The 20396-nt window shown below is 59.1% G+C and carries 17 protein-coding genes; 11 read left to right on the forward strand and 6 right to left on the reverse strand.

Annotation, left to right across the window (positions count from 1 at the left end):
• Positions 1 to 7: 7 nt before the first annotated feature.
• Both M8N44_RS08785 and M8N44_RS08790 read left to right on the forward strand, forming a co-directional pair.
• Positions 8 to 925, forward strand: a complete 918-nt coding sequence (locus M8N44_RS08785; RefSeq protein ID WP_102728642.1) for an ArsR/SmtB family transcription factor — start codon at positions 8 to 10, stop codon at positions 923 to 925.
• Between the two features lie 72 nt (positions 926 to 997).
• A complete protein-coding gene (locus tag M8N44_RS08790; protein WP_102728641.1) occupies positions 998 to 1756 on the forward strand; it encodes a tetratricopeptide repeat protein in 759 nt (252 codons plus the stop codon).
• A gap of 15 nt (positions 1757 to 1771) precedes the next feature.
• Here M8N44_RS08790 and M8N44_RS08795 read toward each other — a convergent pair whose 3' ends face one another.
• Complete coding sequence (locus M8N44_RS08795; RefSeq protein WP_146021147.1) at positions 1772 to 2374, reverse strand: hypothetical protein; 603 nt, start codon at positions 2372 to 2374, stop codon at positions 1772 to 1774.
• Between the two features lie 176 nt (positions 2375 to 2550).
• On the opposite strand from M8N44_RS08795, the gene M8N44_RS08800 reads away from it, so the two are divergent.
• From M8N44_RS08800 to M8N44_RS08835, 8 genes are all read left to right on the forward strand, one after another.
• A complete protein-coding gene (locus M8N44_RS08800) occupies positions 2551 to 3195 on the forward strand; it encodes a hypothetical protein (RefSeq protein ID WP_215451313.1) in 645 nt (214 codons plus the stop codon).
• Positions 3196 to 3317: 122 nt separating this feature from the next.
• A complete protein-coding gene (locus M8N44_RS08805; RefSeq protein ID WP_102728638.1) occupies positions 3318 to 4799 on the forward strand; it encodes an MFS transporter in 1482 nt (493 codons plus the stop codon).
• Between the two features lie 12 nt (positions 4800 to 4811).
• Positions 4812 to 5837, forward strand: a complete 1026-nt coding sequence (locus M8N44_RS08810; protein WP_102728637.1) for an ankyrin repeat domain-containing protein — start codon at positions 4812 to 4814, stop codon at positions 5835 to 5837.
• Between the two features lie 83 nt (positions 5838 to 5920).
• Positions 5921 to 6349 (forward strand): hypothetical protein, encoded by a 429-nt coding sequence (locus tag M8N44_RS08815; protein WP_022396928.1) that lies wholly within the window; start codon positions 5921 to 5923, stop codon positions 6347 to 6349.
• 144 nt (positions 6350 to 6493) lie between these two features.
• Positions 6494 to 7783, forward strand: coding sequence for a TolC family protein (locus M8N44_RS08820; RefSeq protein WP_102728636.1), 1290 nt, complete (start codon positions 6494 to 6496; stop codon positions 7781 to 7783).
• Positions 7784 to 7806: 23 nt separating this feature from the next.
• Positions 7807 to 9225, forward strand: a complete 1419-nt coding sequence (locus tag M8N44_RS08825; protein ID WP_102728635.1) for an efflux RND transporter periplasmic adaptor subunit — start codon at positions 7807 to 7809, stop codon at positions 9223 to 9225.
• Positions 9226 to 9273: 48 nt separating this feature from the next.
• Positions 9274 to 12432, forward strand: coding sequence for an efflux RND transporter permease subunit (locus M8N44_RS08830; protein ID WP_102728634.1), 3159 nt, complete (start codon positions 9274 to 9276; stop codon positions 12430 to 12432).
• 132 nt (positions 12433 to 12564) lie between these two features.
• A complete protein-coding gene (locus tag M8N44_RS08835) occupies positions 12565 to 13191 on the forward strand; it encodes a TetR/AcrR family transcriptional regulator (protein WP_022396937.1) in 627 nt (208 codons plus the stop codon).
• A gap of 90 nt (positions 13192 to 13281) precedes the next feature.
• Here the strand turns inward: M8N44_RS08835 and M8N44_RS08840 are convergent, their stop codons facing one another.
• From M8N44_RS08840 to bamA, 5 genes are all read right to left on the reverse strand, one after another.
• A complete protein-coding gene (locus M8N44_RS08840) occupies positions 13282 to 13554 on the reverse strand; it encodes a hypothetical protein (protein WP_102728633.1) in 273 nt (90 codons plus the stop codon).
• 254 nt (positions 13555 to 13808) lie between these two features.
• Positions 13809 to 14546, reverse strand: a complete 738-nt coding sequence (locus M8N44_RS08845; protein ID WP_022396939.1) for a tetratricopeptide repeat protein — start codon at positions 14544 to 14546, stop codon at positions 13809 to 13811.
• A gap of 52 nt (positions 14547 to 14598) precedes the next feature.
• On the reverse strand, positions 14599 to 15534 hold the full coding sequence (gene metF, locus M8N44_RS08850) for a methylenetetrahydrofolate reductase [NAD(P)H] (protein ID WP_102728632.1): 936 nt from the start codon (positions 15532 to 15534) through the stop codon (positions 14599 to 14601).
• Between the two features lie 37 nt (positions 15535 to 15571).
• Entirely contained in the window at positions 15572 to 16324 is a 753-nt protein-coding gene (locus M8N44_RS08855) for a hypothetical protein (RefSeq protein ID WP_102721188.1), read from the reverse strand.
• 33 nt (positions 16325 to 16357) lie between these two features.
• On the reverse strand, positions 16358 to 18781 hold the full coding sequence (gene bamA, locus M8N44_RS08860) for an outer membrane protein assembly factor BamA (protein ID WP_215709433.1): 2424 nt from the start codon (positions 18779 to 18781) through the stop codon (positions 16358 to 16360).
• 262 nt (positions 18782 to 19043) lie between these two features.
• Here bamA and tig point away from each other — a divergent pair, with 262 nt between their 5' ends.
• Entirely contained in the window at positions 19044 to 20354 is a 1311-nt protein-coding gene (gene tig / locus M8N44_RS08865; protein WP_102721186.1) for a trigger factor, read from the forward strand.
• The last annotated feature ends 42 nt before the right edge of the window (positions 20355 to 20396 follow it).

Below are 20396 nucleotides of genomic sequence, written 5' to 3' on the forward strand. Positions count from 1 at the left end.
TTCTACCATGAAGTCAATCCTAAAAACGCTCAAACTCCTGACGGACCCCACCCGCCTGCGCATCATCAACGTTCTGAATGAAGAATCCCTGAGCGTTGCGGAGCTCCAGGAAATTCTCGGCATGGGGCAGAGCCGCATCTCCACGCAGCTTGCCCAGCTCCGGCAGGAAGGAGTGGTGGAGGACACCCGCTCCGGGAAAAACGTTTTTTACACCCTCTCCCTGGCCAACGACCTGCACAACGTGGCCCTGAAAGCCTGCGAGGAACTGCCGGAGGCGGAAACGGACAAAAAAGCCCTCCAGGTCATTCTGGACAAGCGCAAGAACCGCACGCAGGCCTACTTTGATGAAGTCGTTTGCCGCCTGGGCAAGAACTACGCTCCGGGCCGTTCCTGGAAGGCGCTGGCCGGAGCCCTGCTCCGCATCCTGAATTATGACGTGGTGGCGGACCTGGGCGCCGGGGAAGGCTTCGTCTCCCAGCTCATTTCCCCCAGCGCCAAGCAGGTGATCGCCGTGGACAACTCCCCCAGCATGGTGGAACTGGGGCAGGAACTGGCGCGCAAGCACGGGCTGGACAATCTGGAATACCGCCTGGGCGACATTGAAACGCCGCCCATTGATCCCGGCACCGTGGACCTGGCCCTGCTCAGCCAGGCCCTGCACCATGCCCAAAAGCCGGTCAAGGCCCTGGAAGCCGCCTGGAACATCCTGAAACCCGGAGGCTGCCTGGTCGTTCTGGACCTGCTCCAGCACGGGCAGGAGGAAGCCCGCGAACTCTATGCGGACCGCTGGCTGGGCTTCACGCCCGCCGCTCTGGAAAGCATGCTCAAGGAAGCCGGCTTCCGGAACATCCATACGGACATTGTGGACAGGGAACCGGAACCTCCCCATTTCCAGACCCTGATGGCCGCCGCCTGGAAACCGTAACCGGAAGGCGCCCCACTCCTTTTTCCAACCGTTTTTTCAGACAAAATTCTGCCGGGCAACCGCTCACCTATTGTGAGCATTAAATCCGCATTAATCATTTCAGGCGCCGTCCTCGCTGCCGCCCTGGGCATTTACTGGATAGCCGCCCCGAGGGAAGCCTGTCCCGAGGAACTGTACCGGCAATACATGGAGCTCTCCCCCTTTGAGCAATTTGACCAGAAGGAGAAACTGTTGAAAAAAGCGGCGCAGGCTGGCTGCGTTCCCGCCATGCGCCAAATGGCGGATCATAACTTCATCTCCAAAAACGATCTCAAAGTCGATGAATACAATTACTGGATCAAAAAAGCGGCGGACCATGGAAGCCCGCAGGCCCAGTATGAAGCCTTCACGGAATGCATTTCCGAAAACCCTTCCGAAGTCCTCGCCTATCTGATACAGGCGGACAGACAGTCTTATGCTCCCGCCTCCCTGGAACTGGGACGGCTGTATGCCTGCGGAGACGAAGAATACGGCATCATGCGGGATGAACGGAAAGCCATGGAGTTTTACCAAAAAGCAGCCGCGCTGAATAACCCGGAGGCCCTTTACCTGCTCTACCTGATGGGAAAACTGGAAATTCCGTCCAGGGAGGAGGCGGAACGGCACCCGGACGCCTATGCCCGCTATCTTCAACAGGCGCAGCGGCAGAAAGCGTTCCCGATCATGCCTGCCGCCATGGACGGAGAGGTCCCCGCGAACCGTCAATCCAGGGAGCGTATCAGGGAAGTTTTAAAAACCTACCTGCCGCAAAACCCGAAAGCCGTTGAATGGATTCAACAAAACTACAGGTGAAAAACAGGCCATGCCTCATTCCCTGTCCTCCGGAGCCCTTTCCGCAGGAAAAGGGCGTCTGCCGGATTGGAGGGCTTCCCGCACTTCCCGGACAATGTCCATCATCTGCTCCGGGGAAAGCTCCTCTTTACCTTCCACCTCTTCATCCACCAGCGCTTTCATTTCCTCCAGCAGATGCTCCGGCTCCAGACGGTAGTTCAGCAATACCCGGAAAAGCTCCCTTCCGGCCTCCTGCAAGGGAGCCGGGGGGAAATCCTTCACGCTCTTCAAATTTTTCTCTTCAAAAGAATTCAGCAGTCCGGCATAACGGCGGAACGCGCGTTTGAATTCCTCCGGGCAGCCGGCCATATCCACCGCGGCAAGGTACCGCCGGAAGGAAATTTCCGCCTTCAGGTGAAGGGCGGCTTCCCCCGTGGACTCCGCCAGCCAGGTTTCCTTCTGCTTCAGATGCACGAGCAGAAGGGCCTTCCGCATGGCTTCCCGCTGTTTGCCCTTGGGCCCCTTCTTCAATTTAACCAGGTCCAGGTCCAGCTCCGCGGCATCGGGACTCGCCACATCCTGGGCCGGAGACACTCCGAGAGCCGCCGCCATCAGAACAAACGGCAGCCACTTCCTCATGCATTCCCGGATATGGACCATTGCGGTCAGCAATTACATGAAAAGAGCCGCAAAAGCAATCCAAATCCAGCGTTTCCCGGAGGAGAGGGCCATCCGCACCCGGAGAACCGCCAGAGCGCGGGTCATGCCATCCGGGGAGATTGACGGACAGGCGGCTGTATGAGAAAAAGCGGTCTATGCTATTCGCAGTAGTGATTTTCCTTTCCGTGGTCGTGCTCGGCGTCATTGCCGCGCTGCGCTTCACCAAGGGCGTCATTCCGCTGCGTACTTATGAATCACGTGAACTGCCGGGATTTCCGGGTCCGGCGGGGCTGATTCACCGCCTGGACGGCGCGGAGAAGCGCCAGAGGAAACTGGCGGAGGCCCGTTTTCCCGGTGTGGATGAAAACGGCCTCATCAGCCTGCCCCCCGCCTGGGAGGGCAAGGTAACTGCGGGGCGCCTGGCCTGCGTGGCCCACACCTGGGCCATGAGCAGCCTGGTCAGGGAAGACCCTGCGGCGGCCAAAGCCCGCAAGACCGCCTCCGGCCGCGCCATGATGATTCCCTTCTTCACGGCTCTTATCCTGCTGGGGATGCTGGCCACCGGGCTGTTGAAGTTCCAGATTGCGCTGGCTATCGGGCTGGCCTGCTGGGCCTTCTTCACCTTCTCCGCCCTTCCCACCCAGTTCCGTGAATGGAAGGCGGCGGAAATAGCCAAATCCGGGCTGAAGGAAGCCGGATTGTGGCCCCTGCTGCCCTCTGACGCCATGGCCGTGGAACAATGCCTGAAGGCGCTGTCATGGTGCAATGTGGCGGGCTTCCGGCGCATTCTGCCCAGATAGGGGACGCGCCGTGACGGCGGCGCGCATTTTTCCGGTTAATCCGGCTTTTGAGAGAAAAAAACTTGAAACGGGGGTGCGGGTAACCCACTCTTCCACCGTCGTCAAAATTTACTCTCTTCTGCATGAACGAGTCCGCCAACCCTATCATCAAGTACTTTTCCGAGTTCAAAATCCTAAAAACCGTATCTAAAGATTTCTGGCTCACCAACGTCGTCCAGTTCTTTGACGGCATGGCCTACTTCTCCCTGATTACGGTATTTGTCCTCTACCTGACGGACTATTGCAGTTTCAACGATGCGGACGCGGCCCTGTGGGTGGGGCTGTACACCCTGTTCATCTCCGCCTTCGTCTTTGCGGTGGGTTCCATCTGCGACATCATCGGCATACGGCGCACGTACCTGATCGGCTTCATCATCCTCATCGCCGGGCGTCTCATCATGGGATTCGGGCCGGATCTGAGCCCCACCGTGGACTCCGGGAGGCTGGTGGTCATGACGGGGATTCTGATCATGTCCTTCGGCACGGCGTTCATGTCACCCGTCATCCAGACCTCCATCCGGCGCTTCGCCCCGCTGAATGCGCGCGCCACGGGGTTCAATATTTATTATCTGCTGATGAACATTGCCGCCGTGATCGCGAACGTATTCCTGATTGAATTCTTCCGCAAGCACTTCGGCGCCGTGGACGGCGGCTACTGGATCATCAACTTCGGCACGCTGATGGTGCTGCTGGGCTGCATTACCACCCGCTTCATTGACGAAGACAACTACGCGGAACCCAGTGAAAAGGAGGCCAACCTGAAAGCGCCCCTCCGGCGGCCCCTGCAGCTTTTCCGGGAAGTGTGGAAGGAATCCGCCTTCCGCAAGCTCATCCTCTTCCTGGTGCTGACCATGGGCGTGCGCATCGTCTTCACGCTGCAATTCCTGGTCATGCCCAAATACTACGTGCGCACCCTGTATGATGACTTTGCCATCGGCTCCATCAATGCCATCAACCCGGCCATCATCGTCTCCGGCCTCATCCTGCTCATTCCGGTGCTGGGACGCTTCTCCACCGTCAGCCTCATGATCGTGGGCATGTCCATTTCCGCTTTCTCCCTTGTCTTCATGGCCATTCCCATTGAATGGTACTATTTGGTGCCCGGCATTGAAACGCGCTCCCAGGCGTATCTGGTAGCCATTGTGACGCAGATTCTGGTGTTCGCGTTCGGGGAACTGCTGTTCTCCCCCCGCTTCTCGGAATATGTGGCCCGCGTGGCGCCCAAGGACAAGGTGGCCTCCTACATGTCCCTGGCGGCATTGCCCATGTTCATTGCCAAGCCCATCAACGGCATCATCGGCGGCCTGCTGGTCGCCTACCTCTGCTACGACGGCATCTGCGCCAAGATGGATACCGGGCACATCGGCTTCTGGGATTCACCCGAATTCATGTGGACCATTTACCTGGCCATGGCCGTCATCAGCCCCATCGCCATCATCATGACCCGCAAGACCATCACCTCCGACCATCCGGAGGAAGATGCGGACTCCCCGCCCATTGCGGCCATTGAAACGGAAATGGACCCCGCCGTTACGGCGGAAGAACTCACGGAAGCCAACTCCTAACCTCTCAAGACGATGAACCAGCACACGCGCAACATCATTGTGGACTCCCTCATCCTGGTGGCTTTCAGTTCCATTCTGGGCGGGATTAGCCTGGTGGTTTCCAAATCCTTCTCCGGAGACCCCAATCCGGCCCTGGACCTCATCACCGTGATGAAAAAGGCGGAGGCCAAGGAAGTCAATGCCTCCTCTGAACAGGAGGAACAGGAAGCCAGAGTCAAGGGAATGAAGGAATTCGACCAAACTCTGGAAGAAGGGGAACAACTGGCGGCGAAGGAAGGAAAAGCCTTCGTCAACATGACGGACCCCCACGGCAGAACGCCCGTCATGTGGGTGTGCTACGCCAACTACAACAACATTGAAACCACGCTGAAGCTGGAAGCCAAGCGTGCGCCCTACCTGGGACGCCTGCTGGAAGACCCCCGCGTGGAAATCGACCAGAAGGACAAGGACGGATGGACCGCCCTGCACTGGGCTTCCTGGAGCGGGCTGGACCGCTTGTCCGACATGCTGATTGAAAAGAAGGCGGACATCAACAACCGGGAAGGCAACGGCTTTACGCCGCTGATGCTGGCGGCCATGCGCGGCAACTTCCAGGTGGCGGCCCTGCTGCTGGAAAAAGGGGCGGACATGAATGCCGTCAACAAATTCGGCAAGAACGCCCTTCAACTGGCGGAGGAAGGGGCCCTTGCCTACCAATCCAGCTTTGACCTGACCAAGACGGAAGTTTCCAAGGCCCCGGTGAACACCTTTGCACAGGCTTATGAAAAAGCCGTTGCAGCCCTCTCGCCTGAACACGCCCCCGAATTCATGGAAGCCATGAAAAAGGCGGTAGGCCGCCAGTCCTTTGTGGAAACGGAGTACGTTCTCCAGCTCATTACGCGCTCCCTGATCTCCAAAAACCTGTTCACGGAGGAACAGGCCGGAAAATTCAAGGAGGAAATCACCGGGGCCGTAGCGGAAAAATCCCAGATCATTGACGTGCGCGGCGTAGCCTTTGAACACACCGTGGACCTGCTCCGTAAAGCGGCTGGGAAATAACAGCCCGGTTTCTTCAAGGTTCCGACATCCGCCACTTTGCTCTTGACGCTTTCACGGCTCCTTTCTAGGATTCGCGGCATACCATGGTTAGAGCATTGCGCAACGGCATCATGCTGCTCACCCTTCTGCTGGTCATTGTAGGCGGAACGGGCATGGTTTCCGTATGCCCCTGCCATCAGGAGGTCTTCCTCTTTTCCTGCTCCTGCCATCACGATGCCGCACCCTGCGGATGCCGTGGGGACCATGGTCCCGGCAGCAGCACTTCCAGCCCGCTGGCCGGGCACCTCTGCGAACACCAGCGTCTGGAGATTGACGACCTGACGCTGCCCGTTCTTCATGCGCCGCTTCCCCAGCCCTGCATTATCTGGCAGACCTTCCCGGATTTCCATCATCTGGCACAGTCTCTTCTTTTAACAAGCCAAACATCGGATTCCGCAATACCCGCCCCCCCTGACCCCTTCAGGGACGACGGCCCGATACATGAAGGCTTTCAACTTCCCCTGCTGATTTAACGGCCCTTTTTCAGAAACGTCCCAGGGACGTTTCCGGCTGAACGCTGCTTGTTGATTGCGTCCGGCCTTATTTGTTTCCGCGGAATTATTTGCCGCATTGTCCAAACCTGATTGGACCGAACTATTTCTATTCTCTTTTTCATCATGAAATCCATACCATTTTTCGCTGGGCTAGGCCTGACCGCCTTCCTCAGCTCATGCAGCGTCTATCACAGCGCGCCCATCGACCTGAACGCGGAGGAAGCCTCCTGGAAAGAGGCATCCCGCGTGGACACACACATCTCCGTTACCCGGAACCAGGCACGCCAGATCGGCCTGGTCATGAATCCGGATCTGAACAAGGCACGCCTGAAACTGGCTTCCAGCAATGAAGCAGCCAAACAATCGGGCTGGTGGAACGATCCGTCCTTTTCCTGGGATATTGAACAAGTCCTCCAGGAAAATACGCTCAACATGTCCGGCAGCCTGGGCTTCACCATTCCCGTGACGGGTCTTCCCGCCCTGGAAAAAAAGGTGGCGGAACAGTACAAGGAGGCGGACTTCTGGACCCTCCGCCAGGCGGAACTGGATTTTCTCAGTTCCCTGGACCAGGCCTGGAGCAAGCTGGCCGTTACCCAGCGCCGCAAGGCCGTCATCCGGGAACGCCTGGATGCGGTGCGGCAGGAAAACGGCGTGATTGAAAAACTCATTGGCGCAGGGGAAGTGGAATTTTCCTCCCGCCAGGTGGCTTCCCAGCGCATGAACGACGCCATCCGGGAACTCCAGACCGTGACGGAAACGGAACTGGAGCAGAAGATGGAGCTGGTCAGGCTGATGGGGCTGCATCCCTCCGCGGCACGGAAGCTCGGCTTCCTGACGGGACAGGGCTTCCAACTGCCTGCCGCCGTTCCGGCCCCCGGCCCCGCCGCCCTGGCCTCAGCCCCGAAAATCAAGGCCCAACTGGCAACCTACGCCACCACGGAAACCCTGTTCAAGACGGAGATCCGCCGGCAGTACCCGGAACTGGAGCTCGGGCCCTCCTTCACCCGTGACGACGGGGAAAAGGAAGTGGGCGGAGAAATAGGGTTCAATCTCCCCCTCTGGAACCGCAACCGCAAGGCCATTGCGGAAGCGCGCGGCACACGGAACCTGTCCAGGCAGGAAACCATCCAGCTTTGGAAAACGGAGTTGTTCAACGCCCGACAGCTTGACGTCAGCCAGCAGATGGTGCTCCGCCACTGCCGGACGGAGCTTCAGCGCATGGAGTCCTTCGCCTCCTCCGTCCGGACCATGGAGAAACTGCACGGCATCGGGGAAGCCTCCCTGCTGGAGCTGGCGGAAAACCGCCACCAGCTTTATGAAAGCCGTCTGGCTTTCCTGGACAATCTGGACAAGCTGCTGGCCATTCAGGCCCAGCTGCGCTACCTCACCCACGCCAACCTTCAATCCAAATAAAAATCTTCATCATTTTAACGAACATGAAACGTCTCTATTTTTCCATTATCCTGGGCCTGGCTCCCGTTTTCAGCCTCAATCCCGCACGCGGAGAGCAGCCGGCACCTACGGAACACAAACACGAGGACGGCACCGCCTGCACGGCGGACCACGGCCATGAAGACCACCAGCACAAGGAAGGGGAAACCTGCGCCGAGGGCCACGCCCATGAGGAACACAAGCACGCGGACGGCTCCGTCTGCACAGGCGACCACGAGCCTGAGGGCCACCAGCATGCAGAGGGGGAAGCCTGCACGGGCGACCACAAACATGAAGAGGCCGCGGAGAAAGGTTCCGGCCAGCCGGGGGACATGATTCCCGTGCATGTGGATGAAAAGGCGCGCCATTCCCTGGACATGCGCTTTGAAAAGGTGACGGAAGCCACTCACGGCGCGGAAAAGACCCTTCACGGCCAGATGGTTATTCCTCCCCATGCGGTAACGACGTACGCCCTTCCTGCCGCCGGGCGCGTCACCTTCAACGTAAAGTCCGCCCAGCAGGTACGCAAGGGAGAACTGCTGTACACGCTGGCCTCACCGGACATCGTGGAGATGGAGGGGAACGCCTCCCAGGCGCAAGCCGCTCTGGACCGCGCCGCGGCGGAACTTAATACCCTCAAGGAACGCCGGGCCCAACTGGAAAAAATCGGCACCCGTAACAGTGAATTGAACACCTCCATCCAGTTCAAGGAAGCAGAAATCCACAGCCTCCGGGCCGCTCTGGACGCCAGCAATAATAAACTGAAGCTGGTGACGGATTCCGGAGCGTTGAAAAACAACCTCCTTTACGTGTACGCCGCGGCGGACGGCTCCGTCCAGTCCGTGAACATGACCCAGGGTTCCTGGGGGGAACAGGGCGCGCCCGCCCTCGTCATGACCAACAAGGGGGAACTGGAATTCGCCACCACCATTTACGGGGCTGACCCCGTCCATTATGCGAAGGCCCAGCTGGCCCTGACCAGCGGAAAAAATACGGAAGTGCTGGACGGAGCCCTGCGGGTGGCGGACCAGGTGGACCCCGCCACGCAGTCCCGTGCCCTGTACTTCGTTCCGGACCGCATGCCGGAAGGGACGCATGCCGGACAGCTTGCCCGGCTGGACCTGTATTCCCATGACGCCGCCACGGACGGATTTATTCCCGTTCCCAACAGCGCCGTCGTCAAGGTGGGGGTGAACGACGTGGTCTTCATCAAGGCGGCGGACGATACCTTCGTCATGAAGAAGGTGGAAACACTGCCCGCACGGCAGGGAAAAACGCCCGTCAAGGGGTTGACGCCGGGACAAACCATCGTGACCAAAGGCGGCTATGAATTGAAATACATCCTGCCCACGGGAGACGCCGGGAGCAAGAAGGCGGCCGGGCATTTCCATGCGGACGGCCAGTTCCACGAAGGGGAACATTGATTTTCAGCTCAACGTGATTAGAGAACGGTTAATAGAAACAGGAATTCGATGAACTTTCTAATTTCATTCTGCCTGAATAACAGGATTACCGTGATTCTGCTGACGCTCGCGCTGGCGGTCATCAGCATTTTCGTGGTGAAAAATATTCCCGTGGACGTGTTTCCGGAACTGAAGGTTCCGCGCGTCACCATCCAGACGGAAGCCCCCGGCCTCACCGCTGAGGAAGTGGAGCAGTATATCACCATTCCCATTGAGTCCGCCATGAACGGCACCGCCGGGGTCAAGGGCGTGCGCTCCTCCTCCGGCAGCGGCCTCTCCTTCGTATGGGTGGACTTTGACTGGGACAAGGATATCTACCAGGCGCGCCAGATCGTAACGGAACGCCTGGGCGCGGTCCGGGAGTCCTTGCCGGAAGGCACGTCCCCGGAGCTGGCGCCCATCGTCTCCGTAACGGGGGAAATCATGCTGATCGCCCTGACGGGGGACAAGGACACCTCCACGCTGGACATGCGGCAATTGGCGGAATACAAGCTGCGCACGCGCCTGCTGGCCATCCCCGGCGTGGGACAGGTCACGGTGCTGGGCGGCCGCCTGCCGGAATACCAGGTGGTTTACGATCCCAACAAGCTCAAGCTGGCAGGGGTGGACCTTTCCAGCCTGAAAACGGCCATTGAGGAATCCCAGTCTTCCGTGCCCGCCGGGTACCTGGAGGACGTGGCCGGGCAGGAGCTCCCCATTCAGCAGGATACCCGCACCGCCAATATTGAACAGCTGAACCGCGCCCTGGTTCCGGACCACGCCTCCGGCATTCTCCGGCTTCAGGACGTAGCGGAGGTCAAGATAGACGGCGCGCCGCGACGGGGTGACGCCGGGTTCATGGGGGAAGACGCCGTGGTGCTTTCCGTGCAGAAGGTGCCGGGAGCCAATACGCTGGCCCTGACGCAGGCTGTGGACGCAGCCGTCAAGGAGTTCAGCCAGAGTCAGCTTCCCAAGGGCATGAAACTGCACACCACCGCCTACCGCCAGGCGGATTTCATTGAAATGTCCCTGGACAACGGCACGGAGACCCTGCTCATTGCGGGAGCGGTGGTCATGATCGTCATCTTCCTGACGCTGCTGAACCTGCGCACGGCCATCATCACGCTGATTTCCATGCCCCTGTCCGTCCTGTTCGGGATGATGATGTTCCCCATTTTCGGGCTGGCCATCAACATCATGACCCTGGGCGGCCTGGCCGTAGCCGTGGGGGACGTGGTGGACAACGCCATCATTTTCGTGGAAATAGCGTGGCGGCACCTGAACCGGAACGCCGCCCTGCCGGAGGACAGGCGCAAGAGCAAGTATGAGGTGCTGATGGAGGCCAAGGGGGAAATCGTGGGTTCCATCTCCTTCTCCTCCGTCATCATCCTGCTGGTGTTCACGCCGGTCCTCTTCCTGTCCGGGCTGGAAGGCCAGTTCTTCCGCCCCCTGGGCATCTCCTACATGCTGGCCCTGCTCTCCTCCCTCATCGTAGCCGTCACCATTACCCCGGTGCTCTGCTACATGTGGTTCAAGAAGAGCAAAAACGCCGCCACGCTGGAAAGCGGGGACTCCTTCAGCTCCCGCCTCATCAAGCGCATTTATGCGCCCATTCTTGAATTCTGCCTGCGCTTCTCCAAGACGGTCTGCGCCATCATGGCGGCCATCACGCTGCTGGCCCTGTGGCTGGGGTCCACCTTCGGAACCAGCTTCCTGCCGCCGTTCAACGAGGACTGCTACACGGTCTTCGTCAGCACGGTGCCGGGCACTTCCCTGGATGAAACGGAGCGCATCTCCCGAACGGTGATGAAGGACATTGAACGCATTCCGGGCGTTCTCAGCGTCACCCAGCGCACGGGACGCGCGGAAAACGACGAACACGCGGAACCCGTCAGCGCCTCCGAACTGCTCGTGCGCGTAGACCTGGAGAAGGACCAGAAGGAACTGCGCGCCGCCATCAAGAAGTGCATTGACGATATTCCCGGCACCAGCTCCATGATCGGCTATCCGCTGGCGCACCGCATCAGTTCCGCCCTCTCCGGCTCCAACTCGGAAATCGCCATCAATATTTACGGCACGGAGCTGCCCCAGCTCCGCCTGGCGGCCCAGAAGGCCAAGGAGATTCTGGCAAAGATGCCGGAGGTGGCGGACGCGCGCGCCAACCGGGAAATCATGGTGGATACCATCCGCGTGCAGTACAACCAGGAAGCCCTGGCCTCCCACGGCCTGACCATGGCGAACGCCGCGGAACAGGTTTCCACGGCCATGAACGGCCAGAAGCTGGGGGAAGTGATCAAGAACCAGGACCACTGGAACATTGTCCTGCGCATTGATCCCAGGCTGAAGACGTCCATTGAAGACATCAAGAACCTGGAACTCATTTCCCCCAATAAAAAGACCGTGCGCCTGGCCGACGTGGCGCAGGTGTACCGGGAGGAGGTCTCCAACCTCATCCTGAGGGACAACACCATGCGGAAGGCCATGATCTCCTGCAACCCCTCCCCCAATTCCAACCTGGGGGACCTGGCAAAAGCCTGCCGGGAACAATTGGACCCGGTGATGAACGCCATGGGCTGCACAGTGGACTATGACGGCACCATCAAGGCGCGGGAATCCGCTTCCCAGCGGCTTTACGTGCTGGGAGCCATCGTGATGGTGCTCATTGTGCTGCTGCTTTCCTCCGCGCTGGGGAGCGTCCGCCGCGCCATGCTGACGCTGGTGAATATTCCGCTGTGCCTGGTGGGCGGCATTGTAGCCGTCTTCCTGGCCTCCCCCGGCACGCTGTCCTCCCTGTTCGGCGCCGCGTACATTCCGCCCATCCTCTCCGTGGCTTCCATCGTGGGGTTCGTTACCGTCATCGGCTTCGCCATCCGCAGCGGCCTGATCCTGCTCAACAGGTACCGGGCGCTGGAACACAAGGGCATGAACCCGGCGGAAGCCATCCGGGAAGGTTCGCTGGAACGCGTGGTTCCCATCATCATGACCTCCCTTACAACGGTGCTCGGCCTGCTCCCCCTGATCTGGGCCATTGACAAGCCCGGGGGCGAACTGCTCGGGCCGCTGGCCATCGTTCAGTTCGGCGGACTGGTTTCAGCCACCATCCTGAACCTGCTCATCATTCCGGCCACAGCCAAACTCTTCTCCCGCTGGATTTCCTCCCGCCGGAAAGAATTGGAAGCAACCTCCTGATCCATTCGGGATTCCAGCGGCGGAACCGGGGAAGGACGAGGCCCCGGTTCCGCCTTTTACAATGACAGACGTAACAAGTCCTTGCCTTCCGGGCCGATAAGGAGCACACATGGGTGCTTAAGCTTCACCGTCATGCCCAAACGGAAATCCACCAGAGAGCACCTGCTCAATACGGGAGCCATGATCGTCGGGGAATCCGGGCTCCGCGCTCTCACCATCCGCGGCCTGTCCCTGCGCGCCGGCACCAATACGGGGAGCTTTGTCTATCACTTCGGCAACCGGGAAGCTTTTCTGAACGAACTGCTGGAACGCTGGTACGAACCGTTGTTCACCGGCGTCAGAACCCACGCCAATATTCATCTTCCGGCCTTTGAAAAACTGGAAGCCATCCTGGAAGACGTCATGGAGTTCCTGCTGCGCCACGGCCAGTTCATTGCCCAGCTGGTGCTGGACGCCCTGGCGGGAGAACGGGCGGCCATCCGCTTCATTTCAGGAATCCATACGCGCCACCCCCTCGTCCTGCTGGAAACCATACGGGAAGCCCAGGAGGAAGGTTCCGTGCTCCAGGGAGACCCCATGAACATCCTCATCTACCTCGTCTGCTGCGGCGGGGCTCCTTTTATCCTTTCCGGACAACTCCAGGTGCACGACCCGAATGCCGTGCGGCCCGTGCTGGATCTGCTGGGCTCCATCCTCAATGACCCGGAAAGCGCCAGGCAGCGCATGACCTGGGCGCTCCGCGGCATCCGCCAGTCCTGAGAACCCACCGGACTCCGGAAATACCACGTTGCGCCGCGCTCTTCCTGCAAAGCTGGAGCGCCGCAGGATTTGCGGGCCATGGGCTTTCCCTTACCGCCTCCAATGGGGGCGGTGGGGCGGACGGGGCGGCGGAGGCGGAGGATTGTGATGATGCCAGTCATTGCGATACCTGTCCTTGTCGCGGTCATGCTGGACCGCCGCGCCGATGGCAGCCCCGGCGGCCAGCGCACCCACGCCGATGGCGGCGGCCCCGCCAGGCGTCACGGTGCTGTTTCCGTAACTGTCCGTCGTGCAGGACGGCATCAGGGAAAGAGACAGCCCGGCCACGGGAAGGAGCCAGAGGGATTTGATATGCTTGTTCATGGTGTGAAATATTGGTAATGCCGGCAACCCGGCTTGCATCCAGTAAGCGCGGCGTGCCCGCATGATTTGTTTAAGCATGTCACAGCCCGGAGAGGAATTCCCGGAATCATGACGCCTGTTATGCACAGCGGACCCTTTGGAACGCCCTGTTCCGGCGCGCCTGAACACGAAAATCCGCATGCGCTGCAAAAGAACAGACATGCGGATGTAGAAAGCGTTCATCTTCCGGAAAGCTCCGGAAAAGTCCGCCCGGATTATTTCTGCTCCGCAGCGGGTTCGATGCGGACGGGGCTCTGAATATCAAACAGGCTCTTGCGCAGCAGGTAGCCTCCGCGCTGGAGGACAAACGCGCTGGACGGGAACTTTTCCGCCAATTCACGGTAAAAGGCTCCCGCGGCGGCATTGTCCTTCTTCGCCCGGGCAATGTCCCCCAGGCACATGGTGGCAAAACCGGAAAAAGTGGGATCCCCCGCGTCCACCACGGAACGGAACAGGCCATCCGCCTCATCCGCCTTCCCGCGGTTCATCAGGCGGCATGCCAGGGTAACGGAAGCCTGGGCCTTCCATTCCTCCGTGGGAGCGGAATCAATAAAAGCTTTCATCCTGGCTACGCCTTCATCCTCCTTGCCGGCGTTCCACAGGGCGACCGCCTGAAGATAGGTGGCGGTGACGGCGGCGCGGGAATCGTCAAAATCCGCCACCACCTGCTGAAGCCCCTGTTCATTCAGGGAGATTTCCCCGGTAGCGGGGGATTCCGGCATGGCGGCCACCAGCGCGGCGCCTGCCTTTCTTTCCATGGAATCCTGCATGCCGTTGTAAATGATCCATCCGGCGGCTCCGAGAACGCACAGCAGCACGACCAGCGCAACCTTTCCGTAGTGTTCATCCAAAAACTGTTCATGCTTGGCCGGACCGACGGAGATTTCCGCAAACGCGCTTCCGTCGCCCATCGGCATGTTGTCCATGGCCCGTTTAATATCCTTGATATCCATAATATGTTGAAGAGGTTTCTATCGTGTTGTCCCGGCCAAATCAATCAGCTTTTTACTTATCTTCGCCATGTTCCAGAAGCTGGAGGGAATCCTTCAGGCCCAGGTTCCTGTAGATCTGCCGCGTGGCGCGGCTCTGGTTGAGCGTATAAAAATGAATGCCGGCCACGCCGGAATCCAGCAGCTCCGCACATTGGCTGGAGGCGTACTGGATGCCTACCTCCTGAACGGCGTCCGGATTGGAGCCGGCGCGTTTCAGCGCCTTGAGCAGCCGGGCCGGAAAACACGTGCCCCCGGAAAGCTCCGCCATGCGGTTCATGCCGGACAGGCTGGTTACGGGCATGATTCCGGCCAGAATGGGCACCTTGATGCCGGCCAGCAGGCAGCGTTCCCGGTAATCCAGAAAAGAATGGTTGTCAAAAAACAACTGGGTGCAGATGTAGTCTGCGCCGGCATCCACCTTCGCTTTCAGAAAATCCATCTCGCGCAGGCGGTTGGGCGTGGACGGATGGCCTTCAGGGAAGCCGGCCACACCTATGGCGAACCCGTCCGGATCAGGATGGCGTCCGGATTCGTTATATTCACGAATAAAAGCCACCAGTTCCGCCGCATGGCGGAAGGCATCCGCATCACGGTTGTAATTTTCCGTGCCGCGCGGGGGATCTCCCCGCAGGGCCAGAACGGCCCGCACCCCTGCCTGGGCGTACTGGTCCAGAATGCTCCATACTTCCTCCCGGCTATGGCCTACGCAAGTAAGGTGGGGCACCGTGGGAATGCGGGATTCATGCTGGATGCGCAGCACCACCTCCCGGGTAAGCTCACGGGTGGAGCCGCCCGCGCCGTATGTCACGCTGACAAAACTGGGATGGTACGGTTCCAGTTCACGAATGGTCTGGTACAGGGCCGCCGCAGCCTGCTCGTTCTTGGGCGGGAAAAATTCAAAGGACAGACTGGGGCCCGCGCCCGACTGCAATCTTTCTCTCAGATGCACTTTTTCTTTATTTGGCTTGGCTCTATCCGGACCCGCATTACGGCTCCATGGGAATCATCACCGGCTGGGGAGCCGCCGCAGGAGCGGGAGCGGCAGACGGGGCCGCGCCGGGCTCGCCTTCTCCCATCATGTTTTCCTGCCAGCTTGCGGGCGGGACAATCACTTCATCCCCCGGCTTGATGGGCTCCTTGTCATTGTTGTCAAAAAGCGTGTTGCGCTTCACGTAGGACTGGAACACCTTCCCGTCCGGGTCAACTCCGTCGATAATCAGGGAGACAAAGATGCTTCCGCGCCTGCGGATGCCCAGTTCCTGCCCCACTTTCAGGTCAGGCTGGCCGATGGACTGGAACAGGACAAGGTTGGCGTCACGGTAGTATTCCGTCACGCGTCCCACCTGTTCGGCGTCCTTGATCTCATTGAGCCATTGCAGGCGGGGGTCTCCCTTTTCAATGCTCCGGCGTTCCAGCAGGGCGCGTTCCTCCTCCGCCATGGCGTGGCGCTTCTTCAAATCTTCATTCTCCTTCTTCATCCGTTCCAGCTCGGCCGTGGCATGGGCCAGCTCCTCGCTCACCACCGGGTCCGCCACGACTACCGGCTGAACGGCGGTGCCGGGCGTCTGCGTGGGCATGGGAAGATAAGGAGAGGGATTGACGGCTGCCGGAGCGGGCACGGGGGCTATCTGCTGCTGTTGAATCACATCCATCCTTGAGGAAATGTTCACATAGATCATTCCCAGAACGGCCAGCACCACCACCAGGAACACCAGAATAAGGATGCGGAAATTGCTCATGTCGTCAAATGGTAGAGGGATTATTGAATAAAATTAGTAGGAATAGTTGAGATAGAACTGGAATTGTCCTCCGCGGTCAATGGCGTTGTTCTTCTGAATCGGAATGGCATAGTCCACCGCCAGAGGACCGATGGGCAGGTTCAGGCGCAGGCCGATCCCGTAGTCGGAAACGATCTTGGATGCGCTGAAGTCAAAGGCGTCCCCGTTGACGAAGCCGATGTCGTAGAACACGGCGACGCGCACTTCTTCAATCACCGGAATGGAATATTCAAACTGGCAGAAGAAGGAGGAACGGCCGCCCATCGTTTCATCACCGCTCAAAGCCGGATTGTACGGAGCCACGTCCCGGAAGCGGAAGCCGCGCATGTTGTACGGGCCGCCGAGGTAGAGGCGTTCAAAAATGGGTACGTCATGGTCGCCGTAGGAATCCACGGTGGCCGCACCGGCATTGATGCTGAAAATGGTGTCTCCGCGCAAGTTCCAGTAATAAGAGCCGTTGATGCCGAAGTTGTAAGTCTTCACATCGCCGCCCAGGCCGGAATAACCGGCCAGCACTTCAAACTTGCCGCCCTTGCGGGGGAAGATTTGCGCGTCACGGGTATCAATGGTGTAGGAAAGTTCCACGTGGCTGCGCAGGTAATCGCCGTCCTGCAGCCAGAAGAAGATGGGGGCGTTACCCTTGGCGTCAATCTGGTACTGTTCCAGGCGGTATTCCAGCTTCACGTAATCCAGTTCCCCGATCGGTTTGCGCAGGGAAACGGCAAAGCCGTAGTTCTGCTGGTCGTAATAGTCGGAGAAGTACGTGGAATTGCTGTAGAAGATTTCCGTGCCGAAGGCCAGCTTGCGGTGCAGGAACCACGGGTCCACCCAGGAGATGCTGGCATCCTGCGTTTCAAAACCCACGCGGGTATTGATGGCGAAGCGCTGGCCGCCGCCCACGAAGGAGGACCAGTCATACATGTCGAAGTTGGACTGGGTGATGCCCGCGAACAGGTACACGCTTTCAATGGAGGAGAACGCCACGCCAATGTTCAGGGAACCGGTGCGTTTTTCCGCCACTTCAATGTTGATGTCACGGTAGCCGGGCCGCGTGGAACCCACCTGGGCCACGTCCACCATGTCAAAATAGTTCAGGTTCTGGAGACGCTTCTGGGCGGTATCCAGGTCCACGGAGTTCATGGGGTCGTTGGACTGGAGGGGTAGTTCCTGGCGGATGACGTAATCCTTGGTGCGGTTGTTCCCGGTCAGGCGGATGTTGCCTACGCGGTAGGGGCTGCCTTCCGTCACATGGTAAACGATGTTGATCTGCCCGTAGCCGGTCCTGGGATCAATGCCCACTTCCTGGATGTCCGGGCGCACGGCGGCGTCCGCATACCCGCGGGAGCCGTAATAACGGCGAATCATCGTCACGTCGTCGGCCACCTTCTGGGCGGAATAGGTATCCCCGTTGTACATGCTCAAGCCGGGAATCAGCTCCTGGGCCGTAAACACCTTGGTGGGGCCGAAGGCGACCTGATTGACCTTGTAGCGCCGCCCTTCGGTAAGCGTGATCCTCATCGTCAGCTTCTGCTCGTTGCCCTTGCCGGCGTCAAAATATTCCACCTTGTCCAGCTTGACGCGCAGGTAGCCCTTGTTGCGGTAATAAGTCACCAGTTCCGCCAGATCGTCCTCCAATTGCTCGCGGTCAATGCGGCCGGACTTGGTAATCCAGGTCAGCCAGCCCTTCTCCTTGGTCTTCATCACCTGGCGGAGGTCCTTGGCGCTGATGTGGTCGTTGCCTACAAAATCGATGTTGATGATATTGGCCTTCCTGCCTTCATTGATGTCAAAGACCACGTCCACAAAGCCGGGGCGCTCCGTCTTCTGGTAAAAATAGGAAACGCGCACATCCGGATACCGGGCTTCCTGATAATAGGTGCGCAGCTTGGAGATGGCGCTGCTGAGGGCCTTGTCGCTGAGGGCTTCCCCTCCCTTCAAGCCGCATTCCTCGGAAAGGTCCCGGTTGTCGAACGCGGTGTTGCCGCGGAAGCCCACGCCGCCCAGCAGGTTCTGGGCCGCCATTTCAAACACCACGGTCACGCCGTCGCCGGAAGGTTCCACAGCCACCGTCGTATTGCCGCCTACCAGGCCGCTTTCCAGCAGCCGTTCCAAGTCCTTGTTCACCACTTCCGGGGAATAATTGGTGCCCGGCTGGGTAGCCAGCAGGTTTTTCAGGCGGTCTTCGGACACGGTCTTGCCGGTGCTTCTATAACGCACGGAGACGCTTTTCACGGGACGGCCCTCATACGCCTGGTCACCGGGCAGAAGCCCCGTTTCCGGACCGAGTTCCCGCACCACCTGTTCCGGGGTCATTACGGAACCGTAGCCGCCTCTGTTAAGGGAAGTCTTATCCTGGGCCAAAGCAGCCGAACATGCTATCAGGGGAAAGGAAACACACAAAAAAACGGGACGAATCATGAGAGCTGAACTTAATGCTTGGGATATAAAGGACTTTTCCGTCCGCATAGTCAAGACGTGATTCCGCGTAGAACGCAGTTGCCCTGCATTTCTTACGTTGCGCGCGCATGTGCGCCTGAGAAAGGCAATTGTGTCATTCCCGTGCAATAGCTTGCACTCCAGATACCCGCTCATTACATTTATTGCCGCTCGTGTTTTGACCGCTGCCGCCATACCGGAGCCGAGACAGAACCACTTTCAATTAACACTGACCGTATTATTTATGGAAATCAACGTTGATATTCAACCGGACTGCACAGCCACGCTGAAAGCTTCCATCCCCGCAGAAACCACGGCCGCGCGCCGCGCCTCTATTGTGGATTCCTACGCCGGCAAAGCCAAGCTGCCCGGCTTCCGCCCCGGCAAAACGCCCAAGTCCATCATTGAAAAACGTTTCAAGAAGGAAATTGAAGAAGAACTGCTGGACACTCTTTTTGAAACGGCCTGCTCCGCCGCTCTGGAAGAAAATCCCAAATTGAAAGTGCTCAACTTCGGCAAGCCGGAACAATCCCTCGACGACCAGGGAAATTACACCGCCACCAGCGCGATGACCGTGGTTCCCGAATTCGAACTGCCGGAATACAAGGGCATCGAAGTCAAGGTCCCCTCCTCCGAAGTGACGGAAGCGGACGTGGAGGAAGCCCTGAACTCCCTGGCCGAACAGATTGCGGAATTTACCCCCGTGGACCGCGCCGCGAAGAAGGATGACGTGGCGATCATTGATTTCAAGACCACCCTGGACGGCAAGCCCGTAGCGGAAGCCGCGGGCAAGCCCGTAGGCTTCCTGGAAGGCCGCGACGGCCAGTGGATGAAAGTGGAGGAAGACCAGTTCCTGCCCGGCTTCGCCTCCGCCTTGGAAGGCTTGAAGGCCGGCGACAGCAAGGATATCACCGTCACCATTCCGGATACCTTCCCGATGGCGGAACTGCGCGGCAAGGAACTCGTGTTCCACACCACCGTGAAGGAAGTGCGTGAAAAGCAGCTCCCGGCCATGGATGACGCCTTTGCGGAAAAGGTGCTTCCCGGCAAGAACCTGGAAGAACTGAAAACCGCCCTGAAGGAAAACCTGGCCCAGCGCAAGACCATGCAGATTGACGAAGCCAAGGCCGACCAGATCACGGAAAAGCTGGCGGACATGCTTGACTTCAACCTGCCGGAAGCCGTCGTGGAACGCGAAGTGTACGGTATCCTCCAGCAGAAGATGCAGCAGGCCATGTACAGCGGGAACGCCCCGGCGGACATGGACAAGTTTGTGGAGGAAGCCCGCGAAGAAGCCAGAAAGGAAGCCAAGCGCAATCTCAAGGTCTTCTTCATGCTCCAGGAAGTGGCCCAGGTGGAAAAAATCGCCGTCACGGAAATGGAACTCTACAATGAAGTGGCCCGCCAGGCCCGCCAGCAGAAAAAGAACCTCAAGTCCTACATCCGCGAACTTCAGCGCGAAGGCCGCGTGCATGGCATCAGAATGAGCCTGCTGACAGCCAAGGTTCTGGACTTCCTGACAAAAGAGGCCAAAGTAACGGTAGACGAGCAATAACCCTCCTCTGCACAAGACACCTTACCAGGGGGAGTTGGCGCG

The organism is Akkermansia massiliensis (assembly GCF_023516715.1).
Lineage (GTDB): Bacteria > Verrucomicrobiota > Verrucomicrobiia > Verrucomicrobiales > Akkermansiaceae > Akkermansia > Akkermansia massiliensis.